At 68.9% G+C, this 18376-nt stretch carries 15 protein-coding genes and 1 other RNA gene; 6 read left to right on the forward strand and 10 right to left on the reverse strand.

Annotation, left to right across the window (positions count from 1 at the left end; genetic code table 11):
- Positions 1 to 55 precede the first annotated feature (55 nt).
- The 4 genes from D9V41_RS08810 to D9V41_RS08825 form a co-directional block, all read right to left on the reverse strand.
- Positions 56 to 1504 (reverse strand): DUF7927 domain-containing protein, encoded by a 1449-nt coding sequence (locus D9V41_RS08810; protein WP_121794181.1) that lies wholly within the window; start codon positions 1502 to 1504, stop codon positions 56 to 58.
- A 170-nt stretch (positions 1505 to 1674) separates the two neighbouring features.
- Entirely contained in the window at positions 1675 to 2073 is a 399-nt protein-coding gene (locus D9V41_RS08815) for a 4a-hydroxytetrahydrobiopterin dehydratase (RefSeq protein WP_121794182.1), read from the reverse strand.
- Positions 2074 to 2117: 44 nt separating this feature from the next.
- The gene (locus D9V41_RS08820; protein ID WP_121794183.1) at positions 2118 to 3107 is read right to left on the reverse strand and encodes an alpha/beta fold hydrolase; all 990 of its coding nucleotides are present in this window, start codon (positions 3105 to 3107) and stop codon (positions 2118 to 2120) included.
- Between the two features lie 40 nt (positions 3108 to 3147).
- Complete coding sequence (locus D9V41_RS08825; RefSeq protein WP_121794184.1) at positions 3148 to 3777, reverse strand: TetR family transcriptional regulator; 630 nt, start codon at positions 3775 to 3777, stop codon at positions 3148 to 3150.
- A 163-nt stretch (positions 3778 to 3940) separates the two neighbouring features.
- Between D9V41_RS08825 and D9V41_RS08830 the strand changes: the two genes are divergently transcribed.
- Together D9V41_RS08830 and D9V41_RS08835 are read left to right on the forward strand one after the other, a co-directional pair.
- Entirely contained in the window at positions 3941 to 5032 is a 1092-nt protein-coding gene (locus D9V41_RS08830) for a ferredoxin reductase (RefSeq protein ID WP_208006797.1), read from the forward strand.
- Positions 5033 to 5043: 11 nt separating this feature from the next.
- Complete coding sequence (locus D9V41_RS08835) at positions 5044 to 6375, forward strand: fatty acid desaturase family protein (protein ID WP_121794185.1); 1332 nt, start codon at positions 5044 to 5046, stop codon at positions 6373 to 6375.
- A 194-nt stretch (positions 6376 to 6569) separates the two neighbouring features.
- Here D9V41_RS08835 and D9V41_RS08840 read toward each other — a convergent pair whose 3' ends face one another.
- Together D9V41_RS08840 and D9V41_RS08845 are read right to left on the reverse strand one after the other, a co-directional pair.
- Positions 6570 to 9473, reverse strand: a complete 2904-nt coding sequence (locus D9V41_RS08840) for a bifunctional [glutamine synthetase] adenylyltransferase/[glutamine synthetase]-adenylyl-L-tyrosine phosphorylase (RefSeq protein ID WP_121794186.1) — start codon at positions 9471 to 9473, stop codon at positions 6570 to 6572.
- A 4-nt stretch (positions 9474 to 9477) separates the two neighbouring features.
- A complete protein-coding gene (locus D9V41_RS08845; RefSeq protein ID WP_121794187.1) occupies positions 9478 to 10815 on the reverse strand; it encodes a glutamine synthetase family protein in 1338 nt (445 codons plus the stop codon).
- Positions 10816 to 10966: 151 nt separating this feature from the next.
- Between D9V41_RS08845 and D9V41_RS08850 the strand changes: the two genes are divergently transcribed.
- Complete coding sequence (locus D9V41_RS08850) at positions 10967 to 12733, forward strand: NAD+ synthase (protein ID WP_121794188.1); 1767 nt, start codon at positions 10967 to 10969, stop codon at positions 12731 to 12733.
- A 51-nt stretch (positions 12734 to 12784) separates the two neighbouring features.
- Positions 12785 to 13654, forward strand: coding sequence for a 3-methyl-2-oxobutanoate hydroxymethyltransferase (gene panB, locus D9V41_RS08855; RefSeq protein ID WP_121794189.1), 870 nt, complete (start codon positions 12785 to 12787; stop codon positions 13652 to 13654).
- A gap of 47 nt (positions 13655 to 13701) precedes the next feature.
- Here the strand turns inward: panB and D9V41_RS08860 are convergent, their stop codons facing one another.
- A complete protein-coding gene (locus D9V41_RS08860) occupies positions 13702 to 13902 on the reverse strand; it encodes a hypothetical protein (RefSeq protein WP_121794190.1) in 201 nt (66 codons plus the stop codon).
- A 72-nt stretch (positions 13903 to 13974) separates the two neighbouring features.
- On the opposite strand from D9V41_RS08860, the gene map reads away from it, so the two are divergent.
- Positions 13975 to 14829: a type I methionyl aminopeptidase gene (gene map / locus D9V41_RS08865; RefSeq protein WP_121794191.1), complete on the forward strand. Its 855-nt coding sequence runs from the start codon at positions 13975 to 13977 to the stop codon at positions 14827 to 14829.
- 51 nt (positions 14830 to 14880) lie between these two features.
- Here map and D9V41_RS08870 read toward each other — a convergent pair whose 3' ends face one another.
- Positions 14881 to 15720, reverse strand: a complete 840-nt coding sequence (locus D9V41_RS08870) for an aldo/keto reductase (RefSeq protein WP_121794192.1) — start codon at positions 15718 to 15720, stop codon at positions 14881 to 14883.
- An 84-nt stretch (positions 15721 to 15804) separates the two neighbouring features.
- The gene (locus tag D9V41_RS08875) at positions 15805 to 16416 is read right to left on the reverse strand and encodes a FadR/GntR family transcriptional regulator (protein WP_121794193.1); all 612 of its coding nucleotides are present in this window, start codon (positions 16414 to 16416) and stop codon (positions 15805 to 15807) included.
- 93 nt (positions 16417 to 16509) lie between these two features.
- On the opposite strand from D9V41_RS08875, the gene D9V41_RS08880 reads away from it, so the two are divergent.
- The gene (locus D9V41_RS08880) at positions 16510 to 17865 is read left to right on the forward strand and encodes an SLC13 family permease (RefSeq protein ID WP_121794194.1); all 1356 of its coding nucleotides are present in this window, start codon (positions 16510 to 16512) and stop codon (positions 17863 to 17865) included.
- Positions 17866 to 17922: 57 nt separating this feature from the next.
- On the opposite strand, the gene rnpB is transcribed toward D9V41_RS08880, so the two are convergent.
- An RNA gene (gene rnpB, locus D9V41_RS08885) (RNase P RNA component class A) lies at positions 17923 to 18310 on the reverse strand.
- Positions 18311 to 18376 lie beyond the last annotated feature (66 nt).

An 18376-nucleotide genomic window follows, 5' to 3' on the forward strand; every position in this document is an offset into this window, starting at 1 on the left:
CATGGTCGATGCGCTCGATCTCACGACGTTGGTCGTGAGTCCAGCGCTTCGCTGCTCAGCGCGATGACGGTGCGCGCCGCCTGAGCTTCGCGATCAGGAGTCCAACTGCGATCAGCGCTAGCGCGACCGCCGGCGTGATGACCTCCGGGCCACCGACATCGGGGAGCGGACGACTATCGCTGGTGCCGCGCGCCACCGCCCGGGGCGATTCCGCCGCGTTCTCCTCGCGGATGATGTGCTCTGGCGGCCGAGGCGAAGGCACGGCGACAGGCCGCACCGTGATGGTCACGCTGCCACTCACACCGTTGGGCAGCGTGCCGGTGATGACGTGCGGCGAGGCGCTCGGGAATCGCACGGTAGATCCTTCGATCACGTCGGTGTCGACGTCGGAGGTCAACGTGACCGCCTCGGTGACGTCACCGATCTCGGAGCCATCGGCGGAGAATCCGGTCGCCGACAACGTGATGGCGTCTCCTTGCTCGACCTCAAGCGCCGAGGCCGCCAGCTTGACGGACGCGACGACCGGCTCGAGCGGGGTCGTCGTCTCCGCACAGGTGGCCTCCGTCGGTTCGCCGCATGCGATCACGTCGGTGACGTCGGTGGCCGCGTTGAAGGCGCGGACCACGTTGCGGGCTGACCGGTCTCCGGCTTCTGCCGGCGGCAGGGTCGCTGCCGGGGCGACCGCAACGCGATACGTCAGTTCGACGGTGTCGCCCGCCGGGAGTGGCCCGGACCAACGCAACGTGCCCGGGCTCGAGGGTTCGAAGGAGCCCGTTGAAGCCGTGGGATCTCCGTCGAGTTCGCCGTCGTCGAGCACGCCGCTGAGGTCGTCGACCACCACGGGAGGAGCGGCGGCGTCGAAATCGAAGATGCCGTCGTTCGTCGCGAGAACCGTGTAGTCGATGGCTGTCACGACACCTTGCTCGTCGGTCACCGCAGTGGCGGACTTCGTGAGCGACACCTGGTGGAGGGGGAGCTCGAACCTCAGCGGCACACAGCCCGACCACTCGGCCTGAGGCGCCGCGCAGCTCGCCGGAAGCTCGGTGGGATGACCCCTGGAGGTGAACATGTGCAAGACCAGCGCACCATCGGCCACGGTCTCGGTATTCAGCCGCGCCATCAGACCGATGGTGAGTTCACCACCGGCAGGGAACTCCGCTATGTCGATACGAGCGCCCGGCACCGGCCCCGACAGGATGGTGTGAGAATGGGACAGACCGTCGGTAGCCAGCGCGCGCCACCCGGCAGTGTCGGCCCACTCGAGGCCCAACCGGAGCGGCCCGGGAATCGCCTCGCCTGAGACATTCGTGACCACGAGGTTGACGGTCACGGTGCGCTCCGCTCCGGTGCCACCGATCTCCCCGAGCGAACTGCGGACTTCCAGACCCTCGCTCGGCAACGACACGGAATCACTCGGCTCCTCCGCTGACGCCGCAGACCCGATCGTGAGCCACCCGCTCAGCACCGCGGCGGCCGAGACGGCGACCGTCGTTCGTCGAAACACTCTCGTCTCCTCGCCTGCCCCCGAGCCGAAAATTTCGTATCGACACTGACACAGGAGAGTGATTGCTGCCAAGCATGGTGTGCATCGAGCTCCGTGTGGCGACGCGCCCCGGGCCCCGAAACCTCGCGACCATCCTGCCCAGCCCGACACGTCGGGTCGGGCCAGCCCGACTATCTCGGGCCCTGCGCCGCCTCGTGGTACGCCGTGAAGGTCTCCTGCTGCAGCGGCGCGGACTCGTTGGCGAGCAACCCGTTCTCGACGCCCCAGCGCCGCACGTCGGCGGGATCGTGACCGAACGTGTCGAGCTCTGGCTCGGCGGTCCCGCCGCCGGCGCAGGCGTCCAGCACGTGCGCGAGGCGCTCGTCGCGATCGGTCACCCGGCCCACGTCATGGCTGCTCAGCCGGACCTCGACGCGGTTGTAGACATTGGTCCATTCCGGGTGATGGTTCAGCTCGTCGATGCGCTCGGCCGCACGGCACATGAAGTCGATCGCGGCGCGGAAGTCGTCGAACTCGTAGGTCTTGGTCAGCGCCTCGCCCGAGGCGTCCCATCCGTCAAGTGTGGCCATGTCGCGAGGCTACGCCGGATTCGCCGAGCCGACAGGGCGAGCGGTTAGGCCCCGACAGTGTCCAGGAACTCCAGCAGGAGGGCGTTGACCTCGTCGGGCCGCTCCTGCTGCACCCAGTGGCCGCAGCCGGGCAGGATCTCCGCGCGGGTGAGCCGCGGGAGCGTCCGAGGGAACCGCTCGATGGCCCGGCCACCCCATCGGGTCGGACCGTCGAGCTCGCCGCCGATGAACAGCGCCGGCACCTCGATCGGCCTGCCCCGGAGCACACTGAGGTCCTCCCAGTCGCGGTCGACGTTGCGGTACCGGTTGAGCGGACCGGTGAACCCGCTGCGCTCGAACTCGCCCACGTAGAAGTCGAGGTCGTCCTCGGTCAGCCAAGCCGGTTGGTCCTCGGGCTCCACGAACCGGTTCCGCATCCGCCCGCCCGGCGCGATGAGCATGGAGGGCCCGAGGTTGGCCGCCTTCGCGGCCCGGACGCCCTCGCCGCTCAGGGTGACGTAGATTCCGCGCAACCAGCTGCGTACGTCGGCTTCGATCTCCGTCTCCGCGCGGCCCGGTTCCTGGAAGTAGGAGATGTAGAACTCCTCGTCCCCGCCCATCGCGGCGAAGGCGTCGGTCGGCCGGGTCGCGCCGGAGGGCGTGAACGGGACGGAAAGACCGGCGACCGCCCAGAAGACGTCCGGCCGCAGATGCGCCGAGGCCCACGCGATGGGCGCGCCCCAGTCGTGACCTACGACGACCGCGTCCTGTTCGCCGAGCACGTCCACCAGCGCCAGGTTGTCGGCGACGTGACGCAGCATCCGGTATTCCTCGATCGCGTGCGGCCGGCCCGATCCGCCGTAGCCGCGCACGTCGATGGCCACGGCGCGGTACCCGGCGTCGGCGAGCACGGGCAGCTGGTAGCGCCAGGAGTACCAGGACTCGGGGAAGCCGTGGACCAACAGGACCAGCGGCCCCTTCCCTGCCTCGACCCAGTGCAGGTCGATGCCGTTGACCTGTTCGGTGCGGTGGACCAGTCCGGCGAGCTCAGTCATGCCGGCAGTGTGGCAGACCAGAACGGTCTGCCGGGCGAGGTCAGCTGCGCCACTTCTCGAAGCCGAGGACGATGAGGCGCATCTGCCGGCGCGCGCCTTCCTTGATCTGGGCTTCGAGGTCCGGTCGGCCGTCGGGCATTTCGACGACCTCCTCGGCGTTGGCGACCATGTTGCGCACGAACAGCCGCGCGACCATGTGCACGTCGTCGCTGCTCCAGTTCTCGATATTGGGCAGCCGCGCCAGCACCACGGCGAGTTCGGAGACGAAGAGGTCGAGCTCGTGGTTGATCGCCTCGCGCACGGCGCGCGAACCGCCGACGCGCTCGCGGGCGACGAAGGCGAAGTGCGTCTTGTTGACCTTGACGGTCTCGACGAGCACGTCCGCCGCGGCGTCGATGATATGGGTGAAGACGTCCGGGTCTCGCTGCGCGTCGCGGATCATCCGCCGCAGCGTGGCGAACGACCGCTCGACCAGCGCGAGACCGAGTTCGTCCATGGACGCGAAGTGCCGATAGAACGCGGCAGGAACGACCCCCGCCTGCTTGGCGACCTGCCGCAGGCTGATCTGCGCGAACCCGCTCTGGTGGCTCAACTCCAGCGCCGCGTCGAGCAAGGCGGCGCGCGTGCGCTCCTTCTGCTCCTGACGCGTCAACGCGGCTGGCTGGTTCATGGCCCCACCATAGTGGTACGGACCACCCCGAATTCCAGTGAACAGCTGTGATCGCTTTCTCGTTCCTTGTTCTTGCGCATGCCCCCGATCCGTGGTCTAGTTGAGTGAACGGGTGTTCACACACTGTGACACCGCCGATGTCATCGATACACGAGGAGTCGCCGTGGGAGTCGTCCGACGGATGCTGGCCTCCGCGCCAGTCGCCCGCCTCACGTCGCCGCATACCGTCGACCACTACCTCGAGTACCTCCACCCCATGTGGACGGCCGAGGCCGTGCGAGCGCGCGTGATGGAGGTCAAGCGCGAGACCGGCGCGGCGAGCACGGTCGTCCTGCGCCCGAACGGCGCCTGGGACGGGTTCAAGCCCGGCCAGCACGTCGAATTCGGTGTCGAGGTCGACGGCACGCGGCGCGTCCGCTGCTTCTCGCTGTCGGACTCCGCCGAACGCTCCGACGGCCTCATCACCGTGTCCGTCAAGGCGCACCCCGACGGCTTCGTCTCCCAGTTCCTGCACGGCGGCAAGCTCGCGCAGCGCACCGTCGTCTACCTCTCGCAGGCGCAGGGCGATTTCGTCCTACCCGACGAGGTGCCCGACCGGCTCGTCCTGATCAGTGGCGGTTCGGGCATCACTCCCGTCATGAGCATGCTGCGCACCCTCGTCGCGCGCGGCCATACCGGCGAGGTCGTGTTCTTGCACTACGCCCGCTCCCGCGAGGACGAGATGTTCACGCCCGAGCTCGACCGCCTCGCCGGCGCCGCCAACGTCCGCATGGTGCGCGTCTACACACGCGAGCCGGAGCCGGGGGCCGAACTCGCCGGCCGGTTCACCATCGATCACCTCAAGCACCTCGGTGTCGATCCGGTGAGCACCCTCACCTACGTCTGCGGCCCCGCCGGGCTCATCGCCACCGTCCGTGACACCTACGAGGACCTGGGCGCGAGCGAGCAGCTGCGCATGGAGTACTTCAAGGTGCCCGCAATCGACCTCGACGCCGCGGACGCCACCGGCACGCTCACCTTCGAGGCGAGCGGCACCAGTGCCGAGAACTCCGGCACCACGATCTTGGAGCAGGCCGAAGCAGCCGGCCTCTCCCCCGCTTACGGCTGTCGCATGGGTGTCTGCAACACGTGCGCGGTCAAGAAGCTGCACGGCGCGGTCCGTCACGTCATCAGTGGCGAGGTCTGCGCCAACACCGACGAGACCATCAAGGTCTGTGTCCAGGTCCCGGTCGGCGACGTCGCCGTCGATCTGTGAGAGGAATCGCCATGAAACTGTTCCGACGACGCTCCAAGCCCGCTCCCATCGAGCCGCTCAGCGCCAGCGACCACAATCGCGCGCCGGTGCCGCTCGTGTCAGTCGAGGATCCGAACCGGCCTTCCACGATCGGCCTCGACTACATGACCTATGACGAGCTCGAGGAGTTCGGCCGCGAGCTCGACGAGGTTCGCCAGCGCGTCCTCGACGACCTCGGCCAGGAGGATGCCGACTACATCCGTCGCGTCATCAAGGTGCAGCGCGCCTTCGAGGTCCTCGGCCGGGTCGTCCTCTTCGGCTTCCCCTTCCTGCTCCCGGTCTCTACCGCCGCATGGGTGTCCGCCCTCGTCGCCGGCGTCGTGCTCCTCGGTTTGGCCAAGATCATCGAGAACATGGAGATCGGCCACAACGTCATGCACGGCCAGTACGACTGGATGAACGATCCGCTGGTCGACGGCAAGCGTTACGAGTGGGACAACGTCGCCCCCGCCCAGGAGTGGAAGCACGGCCACAACTACATCCACCACACGTACACCAACATCCACGGCATGGACCGGGACATCGGCTACAACATGTTCCGGATCGACGACGACCAGCCGTGGTACCCCAGCCATCGCTTCAATCTGCCGCTAGCGTTCATCCTCATGCTCGTCTTCGAGTGGGGCGTGATGTACCACGGCGTCGAGCTCGACGAATACCTCGCCGGCCGCATCTCCAAGGAAGACTTCCAGGGACGCAAGAAGCGCGCGTACGCCAAGATCCGCCGCCAGTTGCTGAAGGACTACGTCCTCTACCCGGCCCTGTCGTTGCCGCTCGCGCCGTTCACCGCCTGGTGGGTCCCGCTCGCGGTGCTCGGTGCCAACGTGGTGGCCAACATCATCCGCAACATCTGGACGTTCCTGGTGATCTTCTGCGGCCACTTCCCGGCTGACGTCGAGACGTTCCAGGAGGAGGACGCTAAGAACGAGACCCGTGGCCAGTGGTACCTGCGCCAGATCCTCGGCTCGGCCAACATCTCGGGCTCCCCGCTCTTCCACGTGATGACCGGCAACCTGAGCCACCAGATCGAGCACCATCTGTTCCCGGACATCCCGGCACGCCGGTACCGCGAGGTGTCGAAGGACGTCAAGCGACTCGTGGAGAAGTACGGCCTGCGCTACAACACCGGCCGGCTGTCCAAGCAGCTCGCCAGCGTGGCGCGCAAGCTGCACCAGCTCTCGCACAAGCCGGACGACCCGTACCAGATCGGCAACTCGCCGGAGTCCAAGGCCCTGCGCCGCGCCAAGCGCGCCGCCGAGGCAGCGGCCCGCGAAGCCGCCGAGAAGCAGCACGCCACCCTCTGACGAGACGACGACGGCGGCCGGTCCCGAACGGGACCGGCCGCCGTCGCCTTGGGCACAGTCCTAGGTGGTCGAGTAGCGCGAGGAACGAGCGCGTATCGAGACCAGCGAACGTCACCTGGTCTCGCTCCATCGCGGCTACGCCCCTCCTGCGATGGCTCCATCGTCGGTCGCTGAGCGACCTCCTACTCGACCGCCTAGTCCCAGAAGACGCGTTCGACGACTTTGCGGGCTTGGCGGGTGATCTTGAGGTAGCGGTCCATGAGCTCCTCGAAACGGTCCGCGCCATCACCGATCAGATGAGCCAGCCCGGCACGGTCGTTCGGTGCCTCCACCATCGACTCGGCCGGCTTCGCCCGCAGCAGCACCACGCCATTGCGGATACGACTGACCATGCGCCATGACTCGATGAGGATGTCCGCGTCGCCGCGGTCGAGCAGTCCCGCCTCGGCTGCGGCATCGATGGCCGCGATCGTGCGCGTGGTCCGCAAACCGGGGTGCTCGTGTGCGTACTCGAGTTGAAGCAGCTGCGCCGTCCACTCGATATCGGCCAGTCCCCCACGGCCGAGCTTGAGGTGCGTGTTGGGGTTCGCTCCGCGCGGCAGTCGCTCAGCGTCGACGCGAGCCTTGATCCGCCGGATCTCCCGTACCTCGGATTCGCTGAGTCCACCTTCGGGGTAGCGCAGCGGGTCGATGAGCTCGGTGAAGCGACGGCACAGATCGGCGTCGCCCACGGCGGCATCCGCGCGCAGGAGCGCCTGGGCCTCCCAGGTGTCGGACCACTTGGCGTAGTAGGCCGCGTACGAGGACAACGAGCGGACGAGCGGACCGTTCTTGCCCTCCGGGCGCAGATCCGCGTCCACCTGCAGCGGCGGGTCGTCACCGGCCACGGCAAGCTGCTGGCGCAGCGTCTGAGCGATCCACAGGGCGCACTTGGTGGCGCCGGCGTCGGCGACGCCGTCCAGCGGCTCGTGCACGAACATGACGTCCGCGTCCGAGCCGTATCCGGTCTCGTGACCGCCCAACCGGCCCATGAGCACGATCGCCATGCGCACGCTCAGCGGCCCCTTCTCCTGCTCGTACGCCGACATCGCCACCGCGAGCGTCGCCTGCAGCGTTGCGGTGTTGATCGCGGTCAGCGCCTCGCCCACAACGGCGATGTCGAGCAGACCCAGCACGTCGGCCATCGCCACGCGTGCCAGCTCGCGGCGGCGGACCCGCCGAATCGCCCGCACGGCGGCGTCGGGCACTGAGTGACGCCGGGCGGCCAACTCCATCTCGGTAGAGAGCCGGTCCAGATCGTGCGGCACGAGTTCGGCGTCGTCACCGAGCAACGCGACCACGTCCGGGGCCCGCACGATCAAGCCGGTGACGTACTTGCTCGACGACAGCAACCTCGCCAACTGTTCGGCCCCGACGCCCTCGTCGCGCAGCTTGCGCAGGTACCAGTGCGACTCGCCGAGTTCCTCCGAGATCCGCCGGAACGCCAGCAATCCACCGTCGGGATCGGGCGACTCGGCGAACCAGGCCAACATCGCGGGCAGGAGGGACTGCTGGATCGCCGCACGCCGGGAGACGCCGCTGGTGAGCGCCTCGATGTGCTTCATCGCCCCGACCGGATCGGCGAACCCGAGCGCGGCAAGCCGCTGCTCCGCCGCCGACTGGGTGAGGCGAAGCCCCTCCGTCGGCAGACTCGCGACGGCGTCGAGCAGCGGGCGATAGAACAACTTCTCGTGCAGCCGGCTCACCACGCGGCGGTGCGCCTGCCACTCCTTCACGAGGCTGTCGACAGGGCTTTGCCGATACCCCATGCTGCGGCCGATCCGCCGCAGGTCCTCAGGATCCTCCGGGACGATGTGCGTGCGCTTCAGCCGGAACAACTGGATGCGGTGCTCGAGCGTGCGAAGAAACTCATACGCCTCCTCGAGCGCCGCTCCGTCGCGCCGTCCGACGTAACCGCCCTCGGTGAGCGCGTGCAAGGCCAGCAGCGTCGTACGGCTACGCAGGTCGGTGTCACCGCGGCCGTGCACCAGCTGCAGCATCTGGATGGCGAACTCCACGTCACGCAGCCCACCGCTGCCGAGCTTCAGCTCTCGGTCGCGATCACCGTGCGGAATGTTGTCGACGACCCGCTTCCGCATGGCGCGCACGTCGGCGACGAAGTTGGGCCGGTTGCTGGCCGACCAGACCATCGGCGTGAGCGCCTCGAGGTAGCGCTGGGCGAGGTCCGCGTCGCCGGCGGCGTACCGCGCCTTGAGCAGCGCCTGGAACTCCCAGGTGCTCGCCCACTTCTCGTAGTAGGCGACGTGGCTGGTCAGCGAGCGGACCAGCGGGCCGTTCTTGCCTTCGGGCCGCAGGTTCGCGTCGACCTCCCAGATCGTGCCCTCGCGGGTGTGCTCGCTGCACAAGCGCATGACCGCCGAGGCCATGCGGGTCGCCGCGCTGAGCGCCTCGGTGTCGTCGGCGTTCTCGGTCGGTTCGTAGACGAAGATGACGTCCACGTCGCTCACGTAGTTGAGCTCGTGCCCGCCGGTCTTGCCCATCGCCATGATGGCGAGTCGGGTCGCATCCGCCTTCTCCTCGTCGGCGGCCACCATGCGCAGGGCCGCGTCGAGAGTGGCGATCGCCAGATCGGCCAGCTCGCCCGAGGACTCGACGAACGTGGTGACCGCGGTGAGATCGCGGGCGGCGATGCGCAGCAGGGCGCGGTGGTACTGCACGCGCAGGCTCGCCGAGTCTGACGCCTGGCGCATCCACGCGCGGTACTCCTCGAGCGTGGCCGGGCGGCGCAGGAGTTCGTCGGCGGCCACGTCCGTGACGTACTCGGGGTGGCGGGTGAGGAAGTCGCCGAGCGCTTCGCTGGTGCCGAGAACGATCAGCAGCCGCAGGCGCAGCTCGTCGTCGGACTCCAGCAGCCCGACGAGGCGCTCGCATCCGCCGTCGGCCTCGGCGATTCTGGCCAACGACGCGAGGCAGGTGTCGGGATCGGCGACCGAGGCGATCTGAGTGACGAGCTCCTCGGAGCAGTCGGTCAAGATCGCGAGGTTCGCCGCCGCCCGCTGGGTATCACGAAATCCGAGCCGGGACAGGACCACGGACATTCCCTCAGACGACCGGCATGAGCCGGTCGATCTCGAACTGCGTGACGTGCGACCGGTAGTCCTGCCATTCGGCGCGCTTGTTGCGCAGGAAGAAGTCGAAGACGTGCTCGCCGAGCGTCTCCGCCACCAGCTCGCTCGACTCCATGATGCGGATCGCCTCGTCGAGGTTGCGCGGCAGCGGCGCGATGCCGAGGGCGCGACGCTCGTTCTCGGTGAGCGACCACACGTCGTCCTCGGCCTCCGGCGGCAGCTCGTAGCCCTCCTCGATGCCCTTCAGTCCGGCAGCGAGGATCAGCGCGAAGGCGAGATAGGGGTTGCACGCGGAGTCGAGTGCGCGATGCTCGATCCGCGCGGAACCGCTCTTGTGCGGCTTGTACATCGGCACACGCACGAGGGCGGAGCGGTTGTTGTGGCCCCAGCAGACGTAGCTCGGTGCCTCGCCGCCCCAGGCGAGTCGTTTGTAGGAGTTCACCCACTGGTTCGTCACCGCGGTGATCTCGGGTGTGTGCTCGAGGACGCCGGCGATGAACTGCCGGCCGGTCTTGCTGAGCTGGTACTCGGCCCCGGCCTCATAGAACGCGTTCTCGTCGCCCTCGAACAGCGACACGTGGGTGTGCATGCCCGATCCCGGGTGCTCGGTGAACGGCTTGGGCATGAAGGAGGCCCACTTGCCCTGGCTCAGCGCGACCTCGCGAACGACGGTGCGGAAGGTCATGATGTTGTCGGCCGTGCTGAGGGCGTCGGCATAGCGCAGGTCGATCTCCTGTTGGCCGGGGCCGCCCTCGTGATGACTGAACTCGACCGAGATGCCCATGGACTCGAGCATCGTGATGACCTCGCGGCGGAAGTCCTGACCGCCGCCCTGGGCCGTGTGGTCGAAGTAGCCGCTGTCGTCGACCGGAACGGGCTGCTCGCCGCGGCCGGGCTTGCCCTTGAGCAGGAAGAACTCGATCTCGGGGTGGGTGTAGAACGTGAAGCCCGCGTCGGCCGCCTTGCCCAGCGCCCGCTTGAGCACGTGCCGGGGATCGGCGTAGGAAGGACTGCCGTCCGGCATCAGGATGTCGCAGAACATCCGCGCCGTCGCGGGTGTCTCACCGCGCCAGGGCAGGATCTGGAACGTCGACGGATCGGGCTTGGCGAGCATGTCGGCCTCGTGCACCCGAGCGAAGCCTTCGATCGCCGAGCCGTCGAAGCCGATGCCCTCACCGAAGGCGCCCTCGAGCTCGGCCGGGGCGATCGCCACCGACTTGAGCGAGCCGAGCACGTCCGTGAACCACAAGCGCACGAACCTGACGTCGCGCTCCTCGAGCGCCCGGAGTACGAACTCCTCCTGCTTACCCATGCGGTCAGTCTAGGGGCGCACCGGTCCGCCGCGGACCAGCCTGGGGCGGTGAGATGGCACGCACCTGCACGACGCCCGTGCGTGCTGGTTCACCGATCGCGCGCGGTCCGCTCGCCGCTCATGCCGGCCGTCGACGCCCTAGGCTGACGACGTGCCTCAACTGCGTCTCGCCCTTGCCCAGGTCAATGCGGTCGTCGGCGATGTCGACCACAACGTCGAACTCGTCGTGAGCGCCTGTCACGAAGCCGCCCGCGCCGGCGCCCATCTGGTGGTCTTCCCCGAGATGGTGCTGACCGGCTATCCGGTGGAGGATCTCGCCGGCCGGCTCACACTCATCCGCCGTTCGCAGGAGGCGATCGCCGCCCTGCCGGATCGGCTCGCGAAGGAGGGGCTCGGCGATCTGGTGGCCGTCGTCGGTCACCTCGACAGTGCGCGACCTGGCGAGGTCGAGGCGATGCCGGAGCGCCTCGGCGTGCCGAAGAACGCTCCCACCAACTCGGCCTCGGTGATCAGCGCCGGCCAGGTGGTGGCGCGCTACGACAAGCACCACCTGCCCAACTACGGCGTCTTCGACGAATTCCGCAACTTCGTGCCCGGCGAGGAGGTGCAGATCGTCCAGGTGCACGGCGTCGACGTCGCGATCGCCATCTGCGAGGACATCTGGCAGGACGGTCCCTCGGCCGCGGCCAAGGCCGCGGAAGCGGGCCTGCTCCTCGTGCTCAACGGGTCGCCGTACGAGGCGGCGAAGGACGACACCCGGCTCGAGCTGTGCGCCCGGCGTGCCCGCGAGGGCGCCTGCGCCCTCGCCTACGTCAATCTCGTCGGCGGACAGGACGAGCTCGTCTTCGACGGCGACTCGCTCGTGGTCGATTCCGAGGGAGAGCTCGTCGCCCGCGCCGCGCAGTTCGTCCCCGAACTGCTGGTCGCGGATCTCGACCTGGCCGCGGCGACGGCGCCCATGCCGGATCCCGGGACCCGGGTTCACGGCCTGCTGCTGAACCGCGTGGTGGTGTCCTCCGATCCGGTTCCCCCCTACGCGCCGCGCGAGACGACCGTCGCCGAGCGCTGGGACGACCTGGGCGAGCGTTACCAGGCGATCGTGCTCGGTCTGCGCGACTACGTCGAAAAGAACGGCTTTCGCTCGGTACTGCTCGGCCTGTCCGGGGGCATCGACTCGACCCTCGCCGCCGCGGTCGCGGTGGACGCGCTCGGGGCCGACCGCGTCTTCGGGGTGTCGAACCCGAGCGAATGGTCGACGGAGCACTCGCGATCCGACGCCGCCGAACTGGCCCGGCGCACCGGACTGCAGCTCGACACCGTGCCGATCGCGCCGATCTTCGGCGCGTATCAGGACGCCCTCGATCTCGACGGCCTCGCCGAGGAGAACCTTCAGGCCCGCATCCGCGCGGTGATCTGGATGGGCCTGTCCAATCAGCACGGTCACCTCGTGCTGGCGTGCGGCAACAAGTCCGAGCTCGCCACGGGCTACTCGACGATCTACGGCGACGCCGTCGGCGGGTACGCGCCGCTCAAGGACGTGCCCAAGACGATCGTGTGGGAGCTCGCGCGGTGGCGGAACGCGTGGGCCGAGGCGCGTGGCGAGCAGCCGCCGATCCCGGAGAACACGATCAGCAAGCCGCCCTCGGCCGAGCTTCGGCCCGGGCAGCTGGACACCGACTCCCTGCCCCCGTACGACGTGCTCGACGGGATCCTCGACGCGTACGTCGAACGGGACCTCGGCGCGAAGGCCGTCGTCGAGGAGGGCTTCGACCCGGCCGTCGTGCAGCAGGTCGTGACGCTCGTCGACCGGGCCGAATACAAGCGCCGGCAGTATCCCCCCGGACCCAAGATCAGCGCGCGCAACTTCGGCCGGGACCGCCGCGTTCCCATCACCAACCGGTGGCGCGAGGAGTTGTAGGCTGCTGCTGTCCGTGGACCCCCGCCGAGGGGCTGCGAGAAGGAGAAGTCGATGAACGATGCTGTCCAGCATGCCGAGGAACCGGCGCCGTACGGCGGCGGTCCCACGGCGGATCCGTCCGTCAAGAAGGTGCGGATCCACCACCTGCAGAAGTGGAAGTCCGAGGGTCACCGGTGGGCCATGCTCACCGCCTACGACCAGGGAGCGGCCACGGTCTTCGACGAGGCGGGCATCCCCGTCCTCCTCGTCGGGGACTCCGCGTCCAACAACGTCTTCGCCAACGGCACGTCGCTGCCGGTGACCGTCGACGAGCTCATCCCGCTCGCGCGCGCGGTGGCCCGCTCGGCCCGCCGCGCGCTCGTCGTGGCCGACCTGCCGTTCGGCTCCTACCAGGGCTCGCCGGAGCAGGCCTACGCCACGGCCGTGCGCTTCCTCAAGGAGTCCGAGGTGCAGGCGGTCAAGCTCGAGGGCGGTGTCGAGATGGTGCCGCAAGTGCGCAAGCTGACCGAGGGCGCCGTGCCCGTCATGGCGCACGTCGGGTTCACGCCGCAGTCCGAGCACGCGCTCGGCGGCTACCGGGTGCAGGGCCGCGGCGACGCCGCCCAGCGCCTGCTCGACGACGCCCTCGCGATGCAGGAGGCCGGCGCCTTCGCCGTGGTGATGGAGATGGTGCCCGCTCCCGTCGCGGCCCAGGTCACCGAGGCGCTCGACATCCCGACGATCGGCATCGGCGCGGGCGTCTCGTGCGACGCCCAGGTGCTCGTGTGGCAGGACATGATGGGTCTCAACACCGGCCGGTCACCGCGCTTCGTCAAGAAGTACGCCGACCTGCACGGCGTCATGCTCACAGCCGCCCAGGAGTATGCCGCCGATGTCGCCGCCGGCGCCTTCCCCGGCCCGGAGCACTCCTTCGAGAGCTGAGCCCGGTACCCGCTGAGTGTGGGGTGCCGCCCACACTCAGCGGGTTCTCACTCGTCGACGTCGTCGTTCCAGGTCGGATCGTTGTCCCAGGCCTCGTTGCGGGCCTCGGCGATCTCGAGGGCGCGACCGGCTTCCTCGGGGGTGTCGTACGGGCCCATGCGATCCGCGCCGCGGCAGCCGTCCTTCCCCTCCACGGTCTGGTGCTTGAAGCAGTAGTAGTACTGGAGTCCGTCGGTGTCACTGCTCATGCCCTCATCGTGCCGCAGCGGGCTCCGCTCCGCTCGACGCCCCGGTGACCTGCGCGTCGTTAGAATCGCGCCATGCTCGCTCCCCGGCTTCGTCCTGGCGTCGTGTCCGCCGAACGCCTCGTACCCGCCCATATCGACCGGCCCGAATACGTGGGTCAGCCGGCTCCCCTGCCCTACCGCGGTCCGCTGGTACGCGACGACGCGACGATCGAGGCGATGCGGGTGGCCGGCCGGCTGGCCGCGCAAGCACTGGACGCCGTCGAGGCCGCGATCGCCCCGGGCGTCACCACCGACGAGCTCGACCGGGTGGCCCACGAGTTCCTCGTCGAGCATGGCGCCTACCCCTCGACCCTCGGTTACCGCGGCTACCCCAAGAGCGTGTGCACGAGCGTCAACGAGGTCATCTGCCACGGCATCCCGGACGACCGTCCGCTGCTCGACGGTGACATCGTCAACGTCGACATCACGGCCTACGTCGACGGCGTGCACGGCGACACCAACAAGACCTACCTCGTCGGCGACGTCGACGAGGAGTCGCGGCTGCTCGTCGAGCGCACCGAGGAATGCCTGCGCCGGGCGATCACGGCGGTCAAGCCTGGTCGGCAGATCAATGTCATCGGTCGCGTCATCGAGGCCTACGCGCGGCGCTTCGGGTACGGCGTCGTGCGCGACTTCACCGGACACGGTGTCGGGCCCGCGTTCCACGACGGGCTTGTCATCCCGCACTATGACGACCCCCAGGCCGACACCGTCATCGTGCCGGGCATGACGTTCACGATCGAACCGATGCTGACGCTGGGCACGATCGAGTGGGACCTGTGGGACGACGGATGGACGGCCACGACGCGCGACGGCAAGCGGACGGCCCAGTTCGAGCACACCCTGCTGGTCGCCGAGGACGGGGCCGAGGTCCTCACCCTGAGCTGACACGCGCGAGCCCCCGCCCGTCCTCGGACAAGCGGGGGCTCAACGCTGTGGTCAGGCGGGGATGTAGTCGAACGAGTCCGGGTCGGGGCCGATCCGGCGTCCTTCGTCGAGCGCCGAGATCGACCCCATGTCCGCCTCGGACAGCTCGAAATCGAAGACGTCGAAGTTCTGCCGCACGCGCTCGATCGACGACGCCTTCGGGAAGACGATGTCGCCGCGCTGCAGGTGCCAGCGCAGGGCGACCTGCGAGGGCGCCCGGCCGATCGCCTCGGCGATCTGCGTGACCGCCGGGTTGGACAGGATCTGCCCCTGAGCCAGCGGCGACCACGCCTCGGTCGCGATGCCGTGCTCGGCGTTGACCGCGCGCAGATCGTCCTGCGTGAAGAACGGGTGCACCTCGATCTGGTTCACCGCGGGGACCACCTCGGTCTCGTCGAGCAGCCGGCGCAGGTGATGGGCGTTGAAGTTCGAGACGCCGATCGCGCGGGTCTTGCCCGACCGGTAGACCTCCTCCATCGCCTTCCACGTCTCGACGTAGTCGATGTCGATCGTGGGCAGCGGCCAGTGGATGAGGAAGAGGTCGAGCCGCTCGAGCCCGAGACGGTCCAGCGACTCGTCGAGCGAAGCGGCGACCCGCTCGGGCGCGTGGTTGTTGTTGTTGAGCTTGCTGGTGACGAACACGTCCTCGGGAGCGAGCCCGGCGGCCGCGATCGCCGCACCGACGCCTTCCTCGTTGCCGTACATCTGCGCGGTGTCGATGTGCCGGTAGCCGACCTCCAACGCCTCGGCGACGCGATCCTGGGCGTCCTCCGGCGGGATCTGCCACGTTCCGAACCCGAACTGGGGGATCTCGACACCGTTGTTGAGCGTGATCTGGGGAACTGAAGCCATACGTGCGACGCTAGCGCGGCCGCACCTCGAGGGCACCTCGGCGAGACGGTGACGGTTCTCTCGCGCCGACGGGGGAATACGGTGTCAGTCGCCGAGCAGCCCGGCGCAGACCGTCGCGGCAGCCGCTGCATCGCCGCGGATGATCGCCTCGGCGAGCAGCTCGAGCCGGTCCCGCAGCTCGGGTGTGTCGGCCGGCGCCGGCGCATGGGCGGACAGGGTGTCGTCCAGCTCGGCGAGCAGGGGCGACTCTGCGAGCCGCCGGACGCATCGCCACGTGTGCTCGAAGGTGCGCGGCCGCCCGTCGTCGGCGAGCATCGCGAGGCGCAGCGAGGCCTGCGGATGGACGGCGGCGGCCCGGGCGATCCCGGCGAGCATGGCCTCGCGGGCGGCGATCAGCTCGGCGCGAGGGCGCGTGTCGACGCTCGACAGCAGCGTGCTCGGGCCGGACTCCGCGCTCTCGCGGACCAGCGCACCGACACCGTGCCGCACCTCGATGCGGCCCTTGGTCTCGAGGGCCGCGAGCGCTCGAGACAGCGTCGCCCGGCTGACCCCGAGTTCGGCGGCCAGCTGTCGTTCGGGCGGGAGCCGGTCGCCGCCGACGAGTCCCTGAGCCTCGATGAAGTCGGAGATGTGGGCGGCCAGGCTCTCGTAGAGGCGTTCGCGGCGAACGGGCGGCAGCTTGGCACGGTCGGGCATGGCGACATGCTATAGAACCCGACCCGCAGTGGACAGGTGGCTCAGCCACAGCTAGGCTCCCCGAGTTGAGACTTCGATCACATCAGGAGAGTTATGTCCCACGAGCTGATCGCGTTAGCCGTGCTCGCGATTGTCTTCCTCGTCGCCACCGTCCGGGGCGTCAACATGGGCGCCCTGGCCTTGGTGGCCTCGTTCGTCGTCGGTCTCGCGGTCTATGACGCCACCACCGACGACGTGCTGGCGGGCTTTCCCAGCGACCTGTTCGTCATCCTCGTCGGCGTCACGTACCTGTTCGCGCTCGCGAAGAACAACGGCACGGTCGACTGGATCGTGCACGCCGCCGTGCGGGCCGTAGGCGGGCGAGTCGCGCTCGTGCCGTGGGCGATGTTCGCCGTGTGCGCCGCCGTGACGTCCATCGGCGCGGTGAGCCCTGCGGCGGTCGCGATCGTCGCGCCCGTGGCGATGGGCTTCGCTCTCCGGTACCAGATTCACCCGGTCCTCATGGGGATGATGGTGGTGCAGGGCGCCACCGCCGGCAGCTTCTCCCCCATCGGGATCTTCGGCTCGATCACCAACGGCGTCGTCGAGAGCAACGATCTTCCCGGCAACCAGGGCGTGCTGTTCGCCACGACGTTCGCGGCGGCCACCTTGATCGCGGTCATCACCTACCTCGCCTTCGGCGGACGTCAGCTCATCGGCCGCGGTCGCGACGAAGCCGCCGTGGGCGCGATGGGCGCGGAGGCCGAGCGCACGTCCCGCGAGGCGACGCATGCCGCCACGCGTCAGACGCCGCACTCGGCCGTCGAGGCCCGCCGCGGCTCCTCCGACCCGGAGGACGCCGATGACGCAACCCGGCTCACCCCCCAACGGTGGCTCACGCTCTTCGGTCTCCTCGCGCTCATGGTGGGTGCGCTCGGGTTCGACCTCGATGTCGGCTTCACCGCGCTGACCATCGCCGTGGCGCTGACTCTCGCGTTCCCCGCATCGGCCAAGGGCGCCGTCGAGAAGATCAGCTGGGGCACCGTCCTGCTCATCGGCGGCATCGTCACCTACGTGTCGCTGCTGGAGAACCAGGGCGTCGTGCAGTGGCTCGGCGACGGTGTCGCGGGAGTGGGCGCTCCCCTGGTCGCGGCGCTCCTGATCTGCCTCATCGGCTCGGTCGTGTCGGCGTTCGCCTCGACCACCGGCATCATCGGCGCGCTCATCCCGCTCGCCGTGCCGTTCCTGCTCACCGAACAGGTCAACGCCATCACGCTCATCGCGGCCTTGGCGATCTCGAGTTCGGTCGTCGACTGCAGCCCGTTCTCCACCAACGGCGCCCTCGTCGTCGCCAATGCCGAGCCCGACCAGCGCGAGCTGGTGTTCAAGCGGCTCATGCAGTGGGGCATGAGCATCGTCGTGGTGGCGCCGCTCGTCGCCTGGGCGCTGCTGGTGGTCCCGACGGCCTGAGCCCCGGACGCGGCGGGCCCGGACGACCGGGCTCGCCGCAGAGGTGCGGGCGAAAGGCGAATGAGCCGGCCTGTAAGCCGGATTCTGTCCTCGCGTCGAGCGCGAGGGGCGGCCATCCATCTGGGGCGCGCATTGCTGCACGCCTCGGTGCGACCTACCCGCTGACCTCGGACGAGCAGCCCGTCAGCGCAGGCCCGAAGGCCCTCTTGGTCTTGCTCCCGGTGGGGTTTACCGAGCCGCGACGGTCACCCGCCGCGCTGGTGAGCTCTTACCTCACCGTTTCACCCTTACCCGCACCTTCGTCCGAGGACGAAGGCCGCTGGCGGTTTGCTTTCTGTGGCACTGTCCCGCACGTCGCCGTGGGTGGCGGTTAGCCACCACCGTGCTCTGTGGAGTCCGGACTTTCCTCGACACCTCGCGGTGCCGCGACCGCCCGGCCGACTCATTCGCATCCTCGATCCTACGCGTGAGACCCACCTCACGGTGCACCGCGGGCGGACGCTCTGCTAAC

This window comes from Aeromicrobium phragmitis, assembly GCF_003674095.1.
Classification (GTDB): Bacteria; Actinomycetota; Actinomycetes; order Propionibacteriales; family Nocardioidaceae; genus Aeromicrobium; species Aeromicrobium phragmitis.

What these genes read in the sequence shown, in the direction of transcription:
- D9V41_RS08840 (WP_121794186.1), bottom strand. Translation starts at nt 9,473, where the DNA reads ATGTCCGTGGTCCTGTCCCGGCTCGGATTTCGTGATACCCAGCGGGCG.
- D9V41_RS08870 (WP_121794192.1), bottom strand. Translation starts at nt 15,720, where the DNA reads ATGGCTTCAGTTCCCCAGATCACGCTCAACAACGGTGTCGAGATCCCC.
- D9V41_RS08880 (WP_121794194.1), top strand. Translation starts at nt 16,510, where the DNA reads ATGTCCCACGAGCTGATCGCGTTAGCCGTGCTCGCGATTGTCTTCCTC.
- D9V41_RS08835 (WP_121794185.1), top strand. Translation starts at nt 5,044, where the DNA reads ATGAAACTGTTCCGACGACGCTCCAAGCCCGCTCCCATCGAGCCGCTC.
- D9V41_RS08815 (WP_121794182.1), bottom strand. Translation starts at nt 2,073, where the DNA reads ATGGCCACACTTGACGGATGGGACGCCTCGGGCGAGGCGCTGACCAAG.
- D9V41_RS08845 (WP_121794187.1), bottom strand. Translation starts at nt 10,815, where the DNA reads ATGGGTAAGCAGGAGGAGTTCGTACTCCGGGCGCTCGAGGAGCGCGAC.
- panB (WP_121794189.1), top strand. Translation starts at nt 12,785, where the DNA reads ATGAACGATGCTGTCCAGCATGCCGAGGAACCGGCGCCGTACGGCGGC.
- D9V41_RS08820 (WP_121794183.1), bottom strand. Translation starts at nt 3,107, where the DNA reads ATGACTGAGCTCGCCGGACTGGTCCACCGCACCGAACAGGTCAACGGC.
- D9V41_RS08825 (WP_121794184.1), bottom strand. Translation starts at nt 3,777, where the DNA reads ATGAACCAGCCAGCCGCGTTGACGCGTCAGGAGCAGAAGGAGCGCACG.
- map (WP_121794191.1), top strand. Translation starts at nt 13,975, where the DNA reads ATGCTCGCTCCCCGGCTTCGTCCTGGCGTCGTGTCCGCCGAACGCCTC.
- D9V41_RS08860 (WP_121794190.1), bottom strand. Translation starts at nt 13,902, where the DNA reads ATGAGCAGTGACACCGACGGACTCCAGTACTACTACTGCTTCAAGCAC.
- D9V41_RS08875 (WP_121794193.1), bottom strand. Translation starts at nt 16,416, where the DNA reads ATGCCCGACCGTGCCAAGCTGCCGCCCGTTCGCCGCGAACGCCTCTAC.